The organism is Streptomyces sp. NPDC005574, from assembly GCF_040605435.1.
Lineage (GTDB): Bacteria > Actinomycetota > Actinomycetes > Streptomycetales > Streptomycetaceae > Streptomyces.
This window is the reverse complement of sequence record NZ_JBEXCW010000033.1, coordinates 28,600-43,508: the sequence shown is the minus strand read 5'-3', so window position 1 is coordinate 43,508 and position 14,909 is coordinate 28,600. Positions and strand designations below refer to the sequence as shown.

Genomic DNA, 14,909 nt, shown 5'->3' with positions numbered 1-14,909 from the left:
CGCGTGGGTGCCTGTGGACAACCGGTTTCCCCGCCGTGACCGGCGCGGGACCGTTCCGGGAGCGGCCGCGGGCGACCGGTCCGCGCCCCGACCGCGGCCTGCCCCGATCCGCACCCCCGCGCTATGGTTCCGCCCAAGGGACGTTACTGATCGGTAAGGGGAGTCGGCATGGAGCTCGGGATCAACCTCGGCTACTGGGGCGCCGGAATGGACGGGGACAACCTCGCCGTGGCCCAGGAGGCCGACCGGCTCGGGTACGCCGTCTGCTGGGCCGCCGAGGCGTACGGCTCCGACGCGGCCACCGTGCTCGCCTGGGTCGCCGCCAAGACCGAGCGCATCGACGTCGGTTCGGCCATCTTCCAGATCCCGGCCCGCCAGCCGGCGATGACCGCGATGACCGCCGCCACGCTCGACTCGCTGTCCGGCGGCCGCTTCCGGCTCGGTCTCGGCGTCTCGGGCCCGCAGGTCTCCGAGGGCTGGTACGGCGTCAAGTTCGACAAGCCGCTCTCGCGCACCCGCGAGTACGTCGAGATCGTGCGCAAGGCGATGACGCGCGAGCGGCTGTCCTTCGAGGGGGAGCACTGGACGCTGCCGCTGCCGGGCGGCCCCGGCAAGCCGATCAAGCTGACCGTGCACCCGGAGCGCGAGCACATCCCGCTCTACGTCGCCGCCATCGGGCCGAAGAACCTCGAACAGACCGGTGAGATCGCCGACGGGGCCCTGCTCATCTTCCCGTCCGCCGACCACATCGAGGACACCGCGATCCGGTACCTGCGCGCGGGTCGCGAGAAGGCCGGCAAGACCCTCGACGGCTTCGACGTCTGCCCCACGCTGCCGCTGGCCGTCGGCGAGGACAAGGACGTGGCCCGGCTCGCCGACACCTTCCGCCCCTACACTGCGCTGTACGTCGGCGGCATGGGCAGCCGAAAGCAGAACTTCTACAACCAGCTCGCCCAGCGCATGGGATACGAGAAGGAGGCCGCCGAGATCCAGGACAAGTACCTGGCCGGCGACAAGCAGGGCGCCGCTGCCGCCGTACCGCACGACCTGATCGACAGGACGACCCTGCTCGGCAGCGTCGACCGGATCGCGGACCGGATGAAGGCCTACGCGGCGGCCGGGGTCACCACCCTGACCCTCGCGCCCGCGGGCTTCACGCTCGACGAGCGGATCGCCTCGCTGCGGGCCGGCACCGAGGCCCTGGAGCGCGCCGGACTGGCGTGACCCGACGGCCGCGCGACGCGGCCGTGGCGCAGCGAAGTTTCCGCGGCCGTGGTGGGGGCTCGGGGGTCTTCCCCGCCACGGCCGTCACACGGAACAACGCGCGGCGGGCCGCCCGGTTACGCCCCCGTCGTGACCGTGGCGCTCCTCCTTTTGGCGCAGTCGTCCGACACAGCTGTTGCGGCGCCTCTTCCACCGCATTTGACTCGATCTCCGGGGATTCCCGCGGAATCGCCCAGAACGCTGCGGAGAGGTGCTCACGATGCTTTCGGCGAAGAGTCTGTTCCGGGAGATCCTCGACGACGACGAGTCCTTCCGGCTGTTCTGCTCCATCGCGGCCGGCGGGGAGGCGCAGGGCGGCTGGGAGAACGGGCGCATCGCCGCCCTCGTCCCGGCCGCCGCACGCGAACTCGCCCCCAAGATCACCCGGCACGGCGCCGACGAGGACAAGCACGGGCGGATCTTCCACGCCCTGCTGAGGAAGCGCGGTCTGCGGCCCGTCCCCGTGCCGCCCGAGACCGACTACACGATGCTCCTGGAGAAGCACGGCATCGGCCTCGCGCACGAGCGGCTCCGGGACGACCGGCCGCTGAGCGTGCGGGACGTCGTCGTCTACCTCGCCCACAGCCGCGTCACCGAGCAGCGCGCCTCCGAACAGATGCGCCTGCTGCGCAGACACTTCGCCGGCCACCCCGACATCGGGCGCGCCGTGCGCATGATCTCCGACGACGAGGACAACCACCTCGCGTACTGCCATGAGGAACTGCTGCGCCTCGCGTACGCCGGACACGGCCGCGCCATCCAGCGCGCGCTGCGCGAGTGCGCGCTCGCCGAGATCCGCGTCTACCGGGACGTCAGCCTCGCCGTGATGGACCACATGGGACGCATCCTCGGCTGGCCGCGGACCAAGGCAGCCGTCCTCGCCGCCGGTATCCACGCCGTGTACGCCTACGAGCGGCTCGCGGGCTGGCGCCGGATGGTCAGCCTGCGCATGCCCGAGCGCCGCGACGCGCTCGGCGGACCAGCGGTCACCGCCCCCGGGTTCGCCTGACGCGGCAGCACCGCCGTCCCGCGCTCCCTCGACCCGCACCGCCGTCCCGCGCGCCTACATCCAGCCCCGGCGCTTGAACAGCCGGTACAGCCCGTACTCCAGCACGACCATCACCGCAATCACCGCGGGATAGGACCAGACCCAGTGCAGCTCCGGCATGTGGTCGAAGTTCATGCCGTAGACGCCCGCGATCATCGTGGGCACCGCGGCCATCGCCGCCCACGCGGAGATCTTCCGCATGTCGTCGTTCTGCCGGACGCTCATCTGCGCGAGATGCGCCGACAGCACGTCCGAGACCAGCCGGTCCAGGCCCTCCACGGACTCGTTCACGCGCGTGAGGTGGTCGTTGACGTCCCGGAAGAAGGGCCGCGCCCTGTCGTCGACGAAGGGCACCTCCGCGCTGAACTGGCCGACGCCCGACAGCCGCGTCAGCGGCGTCGTCAGGGGTCCGGTGGCGCGGCGGAACTCCAGGATCTGCCGCTTGAAGGTGTAGATCCGCGACGCGGTGTTCCGCGAGCCGCCGCCACTGGGCGAGAAGACCTCCGTCTCCAGCTCCTCCAGGTCGGTCTGCAACTCGGTCGCCACGTCCAGATAGTGGTCGACGACGGAGTCCGTGACCGCGTACAGCACCGACGTGGGGCCCTTGCCGAGCAACTCGGGCTCCCGCTCCAGCCGGTCCCGCACGGCACCGAGCGAGGAGCCCTCGCCGTGGCGGACGGTCACCACGAAGGAGTCGCCGATGAACAGCATCAGCTCACCGGTGGAGACGGCGTCGCTGTCCGGCTCGTAGACGACCGGTTTGAGGACCAGGAACAGCGAGTCGTCGTACACCTCCAGCTTGGGCCGCTGATGGGCCTTCAGGGCGTCCTCCACGGCCAGCGGATGCAGCCCGAACTCCTCGGAGACGTGGTCGAACTCCTTCTCCGACGGCTCGTGCAGGCCCACCCACACGAACGTGTCGCCCTCGGCGCGCGCCCGGTCCAGGGCGTCCGAGAGATCCTCGGAACCCTCCGTCCGGTGCCCGTCCCGGTAGATGGCACAGTCGACGATCACGAACCGTATTCTCCTTCCGCCCGGCGGCCGCCACCATCAGGCGGACGCCTACGCTGGTTCGCATGCCCACTCTGATCCTTGTCAGGCACGGACGCTCCACCGCCAACACCGAGGGACTCCTCGCCGGGTGGACGCCCGGGGTCGCCCTCGACGAGCGCGGCGTGGCCCAGGCCGCCGCGCTGCCCGGGCGGCTCGCCGGGCTGCCGATCGCCGAGGTCGTCGCCAGCCCGCTGCAGCGCTGCCAGGAGACGGTCGCCCCGCTGCTCCGGGCCCGTCCCGGACTGCCGGCGCACGCCGAGGAACGGATCGGGGAGTGCCACTACGGCGACTGGTCGGGCCGCAAACTCGCCGACCTCAAGGACGAGCCGCTGATGGAGGTCGTGCAGGCGCACCCGTCCGCGGCCGCGTTCCCCGGCGGTGAGTCGATGCGGGCGATGCAGACGCGGGCTGCCGAGGCGGTGCGCGAGTGGAACGCGCGCGTGGAGCGCGATCACGGCGCCGACGCGGTCTACCTCATGTGCTCCCACGGCGACGTCATCAAGTCCCTGGTCGCCGACGCGCTCGGCCTCCATCTCGACCTCTTCCAGCGCATCGCGGTCGAACCGTGCTCCGTCACGGTGATCCGCTACACCCGGCTGCGGCCGTTCCTCGTCCGGCTCGGCGACACCGGCGACTTCGCGTCACTGGCCCCGCGCGAACAGCCGCCGGCGGACGACGCCCCGGTCGGGGGTGGTGCGGGCGCACCGTGATCGTCGGGCGCAGTAGGGTGAAGCGGTCGCAAGCGCGCCGTACCTGCCCCGCGGTGACGCGGAGACGGGGCCGGCCGGTCCCATGCCGATCCACGATTCCACTGGAGACAGGACGTGTCCCGTCAGGTGTTCCTCTACGACCCCCCGGACCGTTTCGTGGCCGGTACGGTCGGACTGCCCGGACGCCGTACCTTCTTCCTCCAGGCCACCGCCGGTCCCCGGGTGACCAGCGTGGCCCTGGAGAAGACGCAGGTCGCCGCGCTCGCCGAGCGCATGGACGAACTCCTCGACGAGGTCGTACGCCGTAGCGGCGGCAACGCGGCGGTCCCGGCCGTGGCCCCCGCCGACGTCCCCGACACCGCGCCCCTGGAGGCGCCCGTCGAGGAGGAGTTCCGCGTCGGCACCATGGCGCTGGCCTGGGACGGCGAGGAAGAGCGCATGATCGTCGAGGCGCAGGCCCTGGTGGAGCTCGACGCCGACACCGACGAGGACCTCGCCGAGGCGGAGGAACGTCTCCTCCAGGACGAGGAGAACGGCCCCCCGATGCTGCGGGTCCGGCTCACCGGCGTACAGGCGAGGTCCTTCGCCAAGCGCGCCCTGGACGTCGTCAACGCGGGGCGCCCGCCCTGCCCGCTGTGCAGCCTCCCGCTCGACCCGGAAGGACACGTATGTCCGCGCCAGAACGGATACCGCCGCGGAGCGTGAGGCCCGGTCCGCTGCCGCCCGCCGAACTCCTCGCAGAGGGCGAGCTGACCGTGCGCGGCCGCATCCGCGAGGCGTCCAACGCGGCGCTGTACTGCGCGGTGAGCCTCGACGGGCAGGAGGCGTTCTGCGTCTACAAGCCGGTCGCCGGCGAGCGCCCCCTGTGGGACTTCCCGGACGGCACGCTGGCCCAGCGCGAGGTCGCCGCCTACGAGGTCGCCGAGGCGACCGGCTGGGGTCTCGTACCGCCCACGGTGCTGCGGGAGGGCCCTTACGGCGAGGGGATGTGCCAGCTGTGGATCGAGGTGACGCCCGAGACCGAACTGCTCGCCCTGGTCGACGGCGAGGAACCCGGTCCCGGCTGGAAGGCGATCGGCTTCGCCGAGGTCGGTGAGGGGAAGACGGCCCTGCTGGTGCACGCCGACGACGAACGGCTGCGGCGGATGGCCGTCCTCGACGCCGTGATCAACAACGCCGACCGAAAGGGCGGCCACCTGCTGCCCACCGAGGGCGGCCTGCTGTACGGCATCGATCACGGCGTCACCTTCAACGCCGAGAACAAGCTGCGCACGCTGCTGTGGGGCTGGGCGGGCGAGCCCCTGACGGACGAGGCGATCACGGTCCTCAAGGGCCTCCAGGAGGCGCTGACGGCCTCGGGCGCGCTCGCCCGGCGGCTGACCACGCTGATCACCGGAGCCGAGCTGGACGCCACCCGGGCCCGCGTCGACGCCCTGCTGGCCTCCGGGAAGCACCCCGAGCCGAGCGGGGAGTGGCCGGCGATCCCCTGGCCGCCGGTGTAGCGCGCGGGCGGGCGTTTTCCGGCGCATCCGGACAGAGCGGACGCCGCTCGAATCCGCAGCACAGGTGCCGGTACCGCGCAAGATCGCCTTACCGGCCGTCCGGACCGGTCCCGTTCGTATACGCCACTCGTGGCCGGTTACGCTCATGACATGCATGCCTGGCCCGCTTCCGAGGTCCCCGCCCTGCCTGGTCAGGGCCGCGACCTGAGGATCCACGACACCGCGACCGGCGGTCCGGTCACCCTCGACCCCGGTCCCGTCGCCCGTATCTACGTCTGCGGCATCACTCCGTACGACGCGACCCACCTGGGTCACGCGGCGACCTACAACGCGTTCGACCTCGTCCAGCGCGTGTGGCTCGACACCAAGCGGCAGGTTCACTACGTCCAGAACGTGACCGACGTCGACGACCCGCTCCTCGAGCGGGCCGAACGCGACGGCATCGACTGGGTGGCCCTCGCCGAGAAGGAGACCACCCTCTTCCGCGAGGACATGACCGCCCTGCGGATGCTGCCGCCGCGGCACTACATAGGCGCCGTCGAGGCGATACCCGGCATCGTGCCGCTCGTCGAGCGGCTGCGGGACGCGGGCGCCGCCTACGAACTCGACGGGGACGTGTACTTCTCCGTCGAGTCCGACCCGCACTTCGGCGGGGTGTCCCACCTGGACGCCTCAGCGATGCGCCTGCTGTCCGCCGAACGCGGCGGCGACCCGGACCGCCCGGGCAAGAAGAACCCCCTCGACCCGATGCTGTGGATGGCCGCCCGCGAGGGCGAGCCCAGCTGGGACGGCGGTTCCCTCGGGCGCGGCCGGCCCGGCTGGCACATCGAGTGCGTCGCCATCGCCCTCGACCACCTCGGCATGGGCTTCGACGTCCAGGGCGGCGGATCCGACCTCGCCTTCCCGCACCACGAGATGGGCGCCTCCCACGCCCAGGTGCTGACCGGCGAGTTCCCCATGGCCAAGGCCTACGTGCACGCCGGCATGGTCGCCCTGCACGGCGAGAAGATGTCCAAGTCCAAGGGCAACCTCGTCTTCGTGTCGAAGCTGCGGGAGGACGGCGTCGACCCCGCCGCCATCCGGCTCGCGCTGCTCGCCCACCACTACCGCGCCGACTGGGAGTACACCGACCAGGTCCTCCGGGACGCCGTCACCCGCCTCGGGCGCTGGCGCGCGGCCGTGTCCCGGCCCGACGGTCCGTCCGCCGAGGCGCTCGTCGAGGAGATCCGCGAGGCACTCGCCGCCGACCTGGACGCCCCCGCCGCGCTGGCCGCCGTGGACCGCTGGGCCGCGCGCCAGGAGGAGCACGGCGGCACGGACGAGGGCGCGCCGGGCGTCGTCTCCCGTGCGGTGGACGCGCTGCTGGGCGTGGCGCTGTAGGGACCCCGGGCTCGGGCAGGCACCCGGGCACTGAGCCAGAGGGGCGCTTCTCCGTGGAGATCACGGGGAAAGCGCCCCTCTTTCGTCGTGTCACCCGGAGCCCGGGGCCCAGAGCCCGGAGCCCGGATTTCGCGATCGAGTCCTGCAACGGACCGTGCGGCCGGCCCTCCGCTCAGTCCTCGGGCGGCTCGTCGTCGTCCGTGCCCGGCTTCGGGGGCTTCGGCGGCTTGGCGCGCGGACCCGGGTTGTCCCGCAGGTAGGGCGGGGCGTCACCGCCGTCCGCCGTGGCGTGGCCGCCGGAGCCCGCCGGACCGGACCCGTCCCGGCGCCGCAGATACCGCTCGAACTCCCGCGCGATCGCCTCGCCGGACGCCTCCGGCAGCTCCGCGGTGTCCCGGGCCTCCTCCAGCGACTGGACGTACTCGGCGACCTCGCTGTCCTCGGCGGCCAGTTGGTCCACCCCGACCTGCCAGGCACGCGCGTCCTCGGGCAGCTCGCCCAGCGGGACGCGGATGTCGATCAGGTCCTCCAGGCGGTTCAGGAGGGCCAGCGTCGCCTTCGGGTTGGGCGGCTGCGACACGTAGTGCGGTACGGCGGCCCACAGCGACACCGCCGGGACGCCCGCGTGCGTGCACGCCTCCTGGAGGATGCCGACGATGCCCGTCGGGCCCTCGTACTTGGTCTCCTCCAGGTCCATCCGCTGGGCCAGGTCCGGGTCGGACGTGACGCCGCTGACCGGGACCGGACGGGTGTGCGGGGTGTCACCGAGCAGGGCGCCCAGGACGACCACCAGTTCCACGCCCAGTTCGTGTGCGAAACCGAGGAGCTCGTTGCAGAACGAGCGCCACCGCATGGACGGTTCGATGCCCCGGACGAGCACGAGATCGCGCGGCTTGTCGCCGCCGACCCGGACCACCGAGAGGCGGGTCGTGGGCCAGGTGATCTTGCGCACCCCGCCGTCCATCCACACCGTGGGACGGTTCACCTGGAAGTCGTAGTAGTCCTCGGCGTCCAGCGCCGCGAAGACCTCGCCCTTCCATTCCTTGTCCAGATGCGCGACCGCGGTGGAGGCGGCGTCGCCGGCGTCGTTCCAGCCCTCGAACGCGGCCACCATGACCGGGTCGATCAGCTCGGGAACCCCCTCGAGCTCGATCACCCAGCGCCTCCTTCCGACGTGCCCTCGCGTACGCCCCAACCTTACGGCGTGCGCAGGGGGCGCCCGCAGCCCCCTTGCACGGGGGAGTGAACGGATCACTGCCCCGATAGCCACCCCGGAACACCCCTCAGTCATCCGAGCTGTGACGGCAGCCGCGGAAGCCGTCGTCCGAGCCGCCAGGCCAGGGGCTCGCCGCGTGCGTGCGGACCGGCCGCCCGGGACGGAGGGTGCGGTGCGGTCTCGCCCGGCCGTGCGGGGGCGGCACGGACGGGTCACGCGCGCGTGCGGCGGTGGGCGAACCCGCGCCGCCCTCACGGCCGTACGGGCGCTCACAGTGTCGAGCGCAGCCACTGCTCGACGCTCGCGATGTGCACGGTCGCCCAGGACCGCGCCGCCTCCGCGTCCCGGTCCCGCAGCGCGCCCAGGATCGCCCGGTGTTCACGCAGGGTGCCGGTGACGGCGTCCTCCTGGGTGAGGCCGCGCCAGATCCGCGCCCGCGTGGTGGGGCCGGAGAGTCCGTCGAGCAGGGAGCACAGCACCGAGTTGCCGGAGCTCTGCACGATGCCACGGTGGAAGTCGAGGTCGCAGGCGACGAGTTCCTCCACCGAGGGCGCCTCGCCCAGCTTGTCCATCTGGGCGTTGAGCGCGTCCAGTTGCTGCTCGCTGATGCGGGTGGCCGCCATCGCCGTGGCGGCCGGCTCCAGAATGCGCCGTACGGCGAGGAACTCCAGGACGGTGTCGTCGCGGTGGAAGTCCACGACGAAGCTGAGCGCCTCCAGCAGCAGTTGCGGATCGAGGCTGGTCACGTAGGTGCCGTCGCCCTGCCGCACGTCCAGGATCCGGATCAGGGACAGCGCGCGTACCGCCTCCCGCAGGGAGTTGCGGGACAACCCCAGCTCGGCGGCGAGTTCGCTCTCCTTGGGCAACCGGTCGCCGGGACGCAGCGCGCCGGAGACGATCATCCCCTTGATCTTCTCGATCGCCTCATCGGTGACTGCCACGGCCGCCTCCCTGTCGCCCGGACATCGGATGTCTCAGCACATTATGGGGCCTGTTCAGGCGACTGTTGCCAGATCGGCGATCACGGGCCGCCCGCCGGGCGTCGCCGGTACCGGCGACGGGCCTCGCCGACGCCCGATCCGGCCCGGCGTCCGCCGGTCGGCGCCGGTGTCCTGCACGCGTCCAGCGTCTCGACGGGTGAGACGCGAGAATCCTGGCCGCCTCCGCCTCCGCCTCCGCGTCCGAGGCATCGGGGGAGCGCCCGGGGGCGCTTTCCCGCCCTGCTGGGCACAGGCGTCCGGCAGGAGGCGTACGGCGCGTGCGAGCGAGGGGCGGCCCCCCTGACGGGAGCCGCCCCTCGCTCTGCGCGGACGCCGGGGCGCCCGCTCCTCGCCTGCTTCTCGGCGCCTACTTCTTGTCGAGCAGGTCCTGCACCTTCGCCCGCACGTCGTCCGTGGCCAGACCGCGGATCGTCAGGGTCGTACGGCGGCGCAGCACGTCGTCCTGCGTCTCGGCCCACTCGTGGTCGCGGGCGTAGACGACCTGCGCCCAGATCTCGGGCGCGTCCGGGTGGACCCGCTCGGCCAGTTCCGGGTTCTCGTTCGCCAGCCGGGCGATGTCGAAGGCCAGCGAACCGTAGTGCGTCGCCAGGTGGCGCGCGGTGTCGGCCGCCATCCGCGGACCCGGCGCCGGGTTGTCCACCAACAGACGGTGGGCCACGGCCCGGGGGTTGGCGACGCCCGGCAGCGGCAGCTTCTTCGGCAGCGAGGCGATCGGCTCGAAGTCCTCACCCAGCGGGTGACCCGGCAGCGCCTCCAGCTTCTGCATCACCGTACGGCCGATGTGCCGGAAGGTGGTCCACTTGCCGCCGGCCACGGACAGCATGCCGCCCCTGCCCTCGGTCACCACCGTCTCGCGCTTGGCCTTCGCCGTGTCACCGGGACCACCCGGCAGCACTCGCAGACCCGCGAAGGCGTACGTGATGAGATCCCGGCTCAGCTGCTGGTCACGGACGGAGAACGCGGCCTCGTCGAGTATCTGGGCGGTGTCCTTCTCGGTCACCGCCACGTCCGCCGGGTCACCCTCGTACTCCTCGTCGGTCGTGCCGAGCAGCAGCATGTCCTCCCAGGGCAGGGCGAAGGTGATGCGGTACTTGTCGATCGGGGTGGCCAGCGCGGCCTTCCAGGGCGAGGTGCGCTTCAGCACCAGGTGCGCGCCCTTGGACAGCCGGATGGACGGCGCCGCGTTCGCGTCCTCCATCCTGCGCAGGTGGTCGACCCACGGGCCGGTCGCGTTGAGCACGAGCCGGGCGTTGACGCCGAACTCGTCCCCGGAGGTGCGGTCGCGCAGGTCGGCGCCCGTCACCCGGCCCTTGGTGAAGCGCAGACCGGTCACCTCGGCGTGGTTGAGGACCACCGCGCCCGCCTCGACGGCCGCGCGGACCGTCATCAGCGCCATGCGGGCGTCGTTCATCTGGTCGTCGCCGTACACGGCCACGGCCTTGAGGTTGTCGGTGCGCAGCTCGGGCACGTCCTGCGCGGCCTTCGCCGGAGACAGCAGGTGCCCGACGCCGTCACCGAACGCCGACAGCGCGGAGTAGGCGAACACGCCCGCCCCGAGCTTCGCCGCGCCGTGCGGCCCGCCCTTGTACACGGGGAGGTAGAACGTGAGCGGGTTCGCCAGGTGGGGAGCCACCTGACGGGAGACCGCACGGCGCTCGAAGTGGTTCTCCGCCACCAGCTTCACCGCGCCGGTCTGCAGGTAGCGCAGACCGCCGTGGAGAAGCTTGGAGGAGGCGGAGGAGGTGGCGCCGGCGAAGTCGCCGGCGTCGACCAGAGCCACCCGCAGACCGGACTGCGCGGCGTGCCAGGCGGTGGAGATGCCCAGAATGCCGCCGCCGATCACGAGAAGGTCGTACGACGCCTTGGAGAGCTGCTCCCGGGTCTCGGCGCGGCTCGGGAGGGAGCCGGAGGCCGGGTGCGTCCCCAGGGCAGGCACGGACTGCAGGGTGGACTGACTGGTCATGTGGGGTTCTTACTCCTCGTCCTCGAGCCAGCCCATGGTCCGCTCGACGGCCTTGAGCCAGCTCTTGTACTCACGGTCGCGGGTTTCCGCGTCCATGCGGGGGGTCCACTCGGCGGCCCGTCGCCAGTTCGCGCGCAGGTCGTCGGTGCTGTTCCAGAAGCCGACGGCGAGGCCGGCGGCGTAGGCGGCACCGAGGCAGGTGGTCTCGGCGACCATCGGACGCACCACCGGCGCGTCCAGGAAGTCGGAGAGCGTCTGCATCAGCAGGTTGTTGGAGGTCATGCCGCCGTCGACCTTGAGAGCCGCGAGTTCGACGCCGGAGTCCTTCGTCATGGCGTCGGTGATCTCACGGGTCTGCCAGGCCGTGGCCTCCAGGACGGCGCGCGCGAGGTGCGCCTTGGTGACGTACCGGGTGAGGCCGGCGATCACACCGCGGGCGTCGGAGCGCCAGTACGGGGCGAACAGACCGGAGAAGGCCGGCACGAAGTACGCGCCGCCGTTGTCCTCGACCGAGAGCGCGAGCGTCTCGATCTCGGCGGCGGTGGAGATCAGGCCCATCTGGTCGCGCATCCACTGCACCAGCGAACCGGTGACGGCGATCGAGCCCTCCAGGGCGTAGACCGGCGCGGCGTCGCCGATCCGGTAGCCGACGGTGGTCAGCAGCCCCGAGTACGAGTTGATGATCTTCTCACCGGTGTTCAGCAGCATGAACGTGCCGGTGCCGTACGTCGACTTGGCCTCGCCCTCCGCGAAGCAGGTCTGGCCGAACAGGGCCGCCTGCTGGTCACCGAGCGCGGAGGCGACCGGGATACCGCCGAGCAGGTCGCCCAGCTTGCCGCCAGTGACCTCGCCGTAGACCTCGGCGGAGGAGCGGATCTCCGGGAGCATGTTCATCGGGACGCCGATGGACTCGGCGATCTTGTCGTCCCACTCCAGCGTGTGCAGGTTCATCAGCATGGTGCGGGAGGCGTTGGTGACGTCGGTGTAGTGCTTGCCGCCGTTGACACCGCCGGTCAGGTTCCAGATGACCCAGCTGTCCATGGTGCCGAAGAGGATGTCGCCCGCCTCGGCGCGCTCGCGCAGCCCCTCGACGTTGTCGAGCAGCCAGCGGGCCTTGGGGCCGGCGAAGTACGAGGCGAGCGGCAGGCCCGTCTCGCGGCGGAAACGGTCCTGGCCGACGTTGCGGCCGAGCTCCCGGCAGAGGGCGTCGGTGCGGGTGTCCTGCCAGACGATGGCGTTGTGGACGGGCTCGCCGGTGTTCTTGTCCCAGAGGAGCGTGGTCTCCCGCTGGTTGGTGATGCCGATGGCCTTGATGTCGTCGCGGGTGATGCCGGCCTTCGCGATGGCTCCCGCGACGACCTCCTCGACGTTGGTCCAGATCTCGGTGGCGTTGTGCTCGACCCAGCCCGGCTTCGGGAAGATCTGCTCGTGCTCCTTCTGGTCGACGGAGACGATCCGGCCGTCGCGGTCGAAGACGATGCAGCGGGACGAGGTCGTGCCCTGGTCGATCGCGGCGATGAACGGGCCGGCGGTGTGCGCGTCGGTCACTGTCTGCTCCTGGAGTTCCGTGGGTGAGGGGCGGTACGTACGGCGCGTGCTGTGGGGCTCGGTGCTCCCTGCTCGGCGGACGAGGCGCGGGGCCTCGTCCGGAGCCTGGACGTTCGATGCTCTAAGCGAAGGCGACGTTGTAGATGCCTGCGGCGACGGCTCCGCCGATCAGCGGGCCGACCACCGGTATCCAGGCGTAGCGCCAGTCGGAGCCCCCCTTGTTGGGCAGGGGCAGGAGGGCGTGCACGATGCGCGGACCGAGGTCACGGGCCGGGTTGATCGCGTAGCCGGTCGGTCCGCCGAGGGACAGACCGATCGAGACGACCACGAGCGCGGTGATCAGGGCGCCCAGGGTGCCCAGGCCGTTGCCCTTGTCGTTGAGGCCCTGGGTGAGGACCGCGAGCACCAGCACGACGGTGCCGATGATCTCCGTGGCGAGGTTCTGCCAGACGACCCGGATCTCCGGGCCGGTGGAGAAGACACCGAGCACCGGACCGGCGCCCTGCTCCTGGGCCTCTACGGCCTTGGCCTGCGTGGCCTGCGCGCCCGGACCGCCGACGATCTCCTTGTCGGTGAGGTGCGCGTGGAACTGGCCGTAGTAGGCGACCCAGACCAGGGTCGCGCCGATCGCGGCGCCGAGCAGCTGACCGGCCCAGTAGACCGGAACGTTGCTCCAGTCGTCGTCCTTGATCGCGAGTGCGAGCGTGACGGCCGGGTTCAGGTGGGCGCCGGAGAGCGGCGCCGAGGTGTAGACGGCCGTCAGTACGGCGAAGCCCCACCCGAAGGTGATGGCGAGCCAGCCGGCGTTGCGCGCCTTGGAGGCCTTCAGCGTGACGGCGGCGCAGACGCCACCGCCGAGCAGGATGAGTATGGCGGTACCGATGGTCTCGCCGATGAAGATGTCGGAGCTGGACACCCGCGACTCCTTTGTCCTTCGTCCAGGGGACCGAACCCCGGGTCCCTCCGGGAGTTCGAGCTTGCTCTCGGGAGTGAGAGCGGTACGGCCCTTGGCTTGTCACACTCTAACGCGTATTGCCGGTAGGTGTTCGACAATGCCGACCGATGGACGGGAGTCTTGCTCCGGGGTTCCCTGCACGTCAAGAGCCCGGTTGCCCAAAACGCGATCGTTATTGATCGCCGTACGACATCGACACGAAATCGATCTTGCGTTCGGTTGCCCAGGGCCCGCTCGCGAGCACCCCGTGTGCGGATCGGCTGGTTTGCCCTCTGTGTCTGGGCATGACAAAAGGGCCGGAACGTCACACCCGTTCCGGCCCGCCGCGCACAGGGGTTCTCAGAACCGCCCGGCGCCCAGGTCCCGCGACACCGCGCGGGCGCAGTCACGGACGGCTGCGATCAGCTCCGGACGCAGCTCTCCGTCCCGGCACAGCCGCTCCACGGCGCCAGTGATGCCGACCGCGCCGACCGGCATCCGCCGCCGGTCGTGAATGGGCGCCGCGACCGACGAGATGCCCTCCCAGGTCTCCTCGACATCCGCCGCGTAGCCGCGTGCCCGCGTCAGGTCGAGGATGTGCTCGAAGTCCTCCGGCTCGTACACCGTCCGGTCGGTGAACGCCTTGCGGTCCGCCTCCAGCGCCTCGCTGTGCGCGACCGGGTCGTAGGCGGACAGGACCTTGCCCAGGGCGGTGGAGTGCAGCGGCTGCATGGCCCCGATCTCCAGGACCTGCCGGCTGTCGTCGGGCCGGAAGACGTGGTGCACGATCAGCACCCCGCGCTGGTGGAGCACGCCCAGGTGCACGCTCTCCCCGCTGGAGCGGGCCAGGTCGTCCGTCCACACCAGGGCGCGCGCCCGCAGCTCGTGCACGTCGAGGTAGGTGGTGCCAAGGCGCAGCAGCTCGGCGCCCAGCTGGTAGCGCCCGGAGGCGTCGTCCTGCTCCACGAAGCCCTCGTGCTGGAGGGTGCGCAGGATGCCGTGGGCGGTGCCCTTGGCGAGGCCCAGCGAGGAGGCGATGTCCGAGAGGCCGAGCCGCCGCTCGCCGCCCGCGAGCAGCCGCAGCATCGCTGCCGCCCGTTCGAGCGACTGGATGTTCCGTGCCATCGCCGTGCTGCCTCCGTCCCCTTCGACCGTCGACCCGCGACGTCGCTGCCGCCGTTCGGCAATGTCGAACACTACCGGTCGGGCCCGACCTCCCGCCAATGGTCGGTCCGCATCTGTTGCGTCACTGGTATCCCGCCGGTGGCCCGCCCGTCACCCGGGTCCGCCC

13 protein-coding genes are annotated in these 14,909 nt (G+C 71.5%); 6 read left to right on the top strand and 7 right to left on the bottom strand.

The window, feature by feature from the left end; all coding sequences use genetic code 11:
- Positions 1-168 precede the first annotated feature (168 nt).
- Together ABZT03_RS21980 and ABZT03_RS21975 are read left to right on the top strand one after the other, a co-directional pair.
- Entirely contained in the window at positions 169-1,224 is a 1,056-nt protein-coding gene (locus tag ABZT03_RS21980) for an LLM class F420-dependent oxidoreductase (protein WP_356041756.1), read from the top strand.
- Positions 1,225-1,483: 259 nt separating this feature from the next.
- Complete coding sequence (locus ABZT03_RS21975) at positions 1,484-2,272, top strand: ferritin-like domain-containing protein (protein ID WP_356041755.1); 789 nt, start codon at positions 1,484-1,486, stop codon at positions 2,270-2,272.
- A gap of 54 nt (positions 2,273-2,326) precedes the next feature.
- Here the strand turns inward: ABZT03_RS21975 and corA are convergent, their stop codons facing one another.
- Entirely contained in the window at positions 2,327-3,325 is a 999-nt protein-coding gene (corA, locus tag ABZT03_RS21970) for a magnesium/cobalt transporter CorA (RefSeq protein ID WP_356041753.1), read from the bottom strand.
- A 62-nt stretch (positions 3,326-3,387) separates the two neighbouring features.
- Between corA and ABZT03_RS21965 the strand changes: the two genes are divergently transcribed.
- The 4 genes from ABZT03_RS21965 (at position 3,388) to mshC (ending at position 6,956) form a co-directional block, all read left to right on the top strand.
- Positions 3,388-4,074 (top strand): histidine phosphatase family protein, encoded by a 687-nt coding sequence (locus tag ABZT03_RS21965; protein ID WP_356041751.1) that lies wholly within the window; start codon positions 3,388-3,390, stop codon positions 4,072-4,074.
- A gap of 114 nt (positions 4,075-4,188) precedes the next feature.
- On the top strand, positions 4,189-4,779 hold the full coding sequence (locus ABZT03_RS21960) for a DUF3090 domain-containing protein (protein ID WP_356041750.1): 591 nt from the start codon (positions 4,189-4,191) through the stop codon (positions 4,777-4,779).
- Positions 4,743-5,576: an SCO1664 family protein gene (locus ABZT03_RS21955; RefSeq protein WP_356041747.1), complete on the top strand. Its 834-nt coding sequence runs from the start codon at positions 4,743-4,745 to the stop codon at positions 5,574-5,576. The genes ABZT03_RS21960 and ABZT03_RS21955 overlap by 37 nt, the downstream gene beginning before the upstream one ends.
- Positions 5,577-5,726: 150 nt before the next feature.
- On the top strand, positions 5,727-6,956 hold the full coding sequence (gene mshC / locus ABZT03_RS21950) for a cysteine--1-D-myo-inosityl 2-amino-2-deoxy-alpha-D-glucopyranoside ligase (protein WP_356041745.1): 1,230 nt from the start codon (positions 5,727-5,729) through the stop codon (positions 6,954-6,956).
- Positions 6,957-7,128: 172 nt separating this feature from the next.
- Here the strand turns inward: mshC and ABZT03_RS21945 are convergent, their stop codons facing one another.
- The 6 genes from ABZT03_RS21945 to ABZT03_RS21920 all read right to left on the bottom strand — a co-directional run bounded on the left by ABZT03_RS21945 (position 7,129) and on the right by ABZT03_RS21920 (position 14,743).
- Complete coding sequence (locus ABZT03_RS21945; protein WP_356041743.1) at positions 7,129-8,112, bottom strand: PAC2 family protein; 984 nt, start codon at positions 8,110-8,112, stop codon at positions 7,129-7,131.
- A 329-nt stretch (positions 8,113-8,441) separates the two neighbouring features.
- Positions 8,442-9,113: a FadR/GntR family transcriptional regulator gene (locus ABZT03_RS21940; protein WP_356041741.1), complete on the bottom strand. Its 672-nt coding sequence runs from the start codon at positions 9,111-9,113 to the stop codon at positions 8,442-8,444.
- A gap of 406 nt (positions 9,114-9,519) precedes the next feature.
- Positions 9,520-11,136, bottom strand: a complete 1,617-nt coding sequence (locus tag ABZT03_RS21935) for a glycerol-3-phosphate dehydrogenase/oxidase (RefSeq protein WP_356041739.1) — start codon at positions 11,134-11,136, stop codon at positions 9,520-9,522.
- Between the two features lie 9 nt (positions 11,137-11,145).
- Positions 11,146-12,684: a glycerol kinase GlpK gene (gene glpK / locus ABZT03_RS21930; RefSeq protein ID WP_356041737.1), complete on the bottom strand. Its 1,539-nt coding sequence runs from the start codon at positions 12,682-12,684 to the stop codon at positions 11,146-11,148.
- Between the two features lie 121 nt (positions 12,685-12,805).
- Complete coding sequence (locus ABZT03_RS21925) at positions 12,806-13,600, bottom strand: MIP/aquaporin family protein (protein WP_356041736.1); 795 nt, start codon at positions 13,598-13,600, stop codon at positions 12,806-12,808.
- 378 nt (positions 13,601-13,978) lie between these two features.
- Positions 13,979-14,743 (bottom strand): IclR family transcriptional regulator, encoded by a 765-nt coding sequence (locus ABZT03_RS21920; protein WP_356041734.1) that lies wholly within the window; start codon positions 14,741-14,743, stop codon positions 13,979-13,981.
- Positions 14,744-14,909: the final 166 nt, after the last annotated feature.

What these genes read in the sequence shown, in the direction of transcription:
- ABZT03_RS21980 (WP_356041756.1), top strand. Translation starts at nt 169, where the DNA reads ATGGAGCTCGGGATCAACCTCGGCTACTGGGGCGCCGGAATGGACGGG.
- ABZT03_RS21975 (WP_356041755.1), top strand. Translation starts at nt 1,484, where the DNA reads ATGCTTTCGGCGAAGAGTCTGTTCCGGGAGATCCTCGACGACGACGAG.
- ABZT03_RS21965 (WP_356041751.1), top strand. Translation starts at nt 3,388, where the DNA reads ATGCCCACTCTGATCCTTGTCAGGCACGGACGCTCCACCGCCAACACC.
- ABZT03_RS21955 (WP_356041747.1), top strand. Translation starts at nt 4,743, where the DNA reads ATGTCCGCGCCAGAACGGATACCGCCGCGGAGCGTGAGGCCCGGTCCG.
- mshC (WP_356041745.1), top strand. Translation starts at nt 5,727, where the DNA reads ATGCATGCCTGGCCCGCTTCCGAGGTCCCCGCCCTGCCTGGTCAGGGC.
- ABZT03_RS21935 (WP_356041739.1), bottom strand. Translation starts at nt 11,136, where the DNA reads ATGACCAGTCAGTCCACCCTGCAGTCCGTGCCTGCCCTGGGGACGCAC.
- ABZT03_RS21920 (WP_356041734.1), bottom strand. Translation starts at nt 14,743, where the DNA reads ATGGCACGGAACATCCAGTCGCTCGAACGGGCGGCAGCGATGCTGCGG.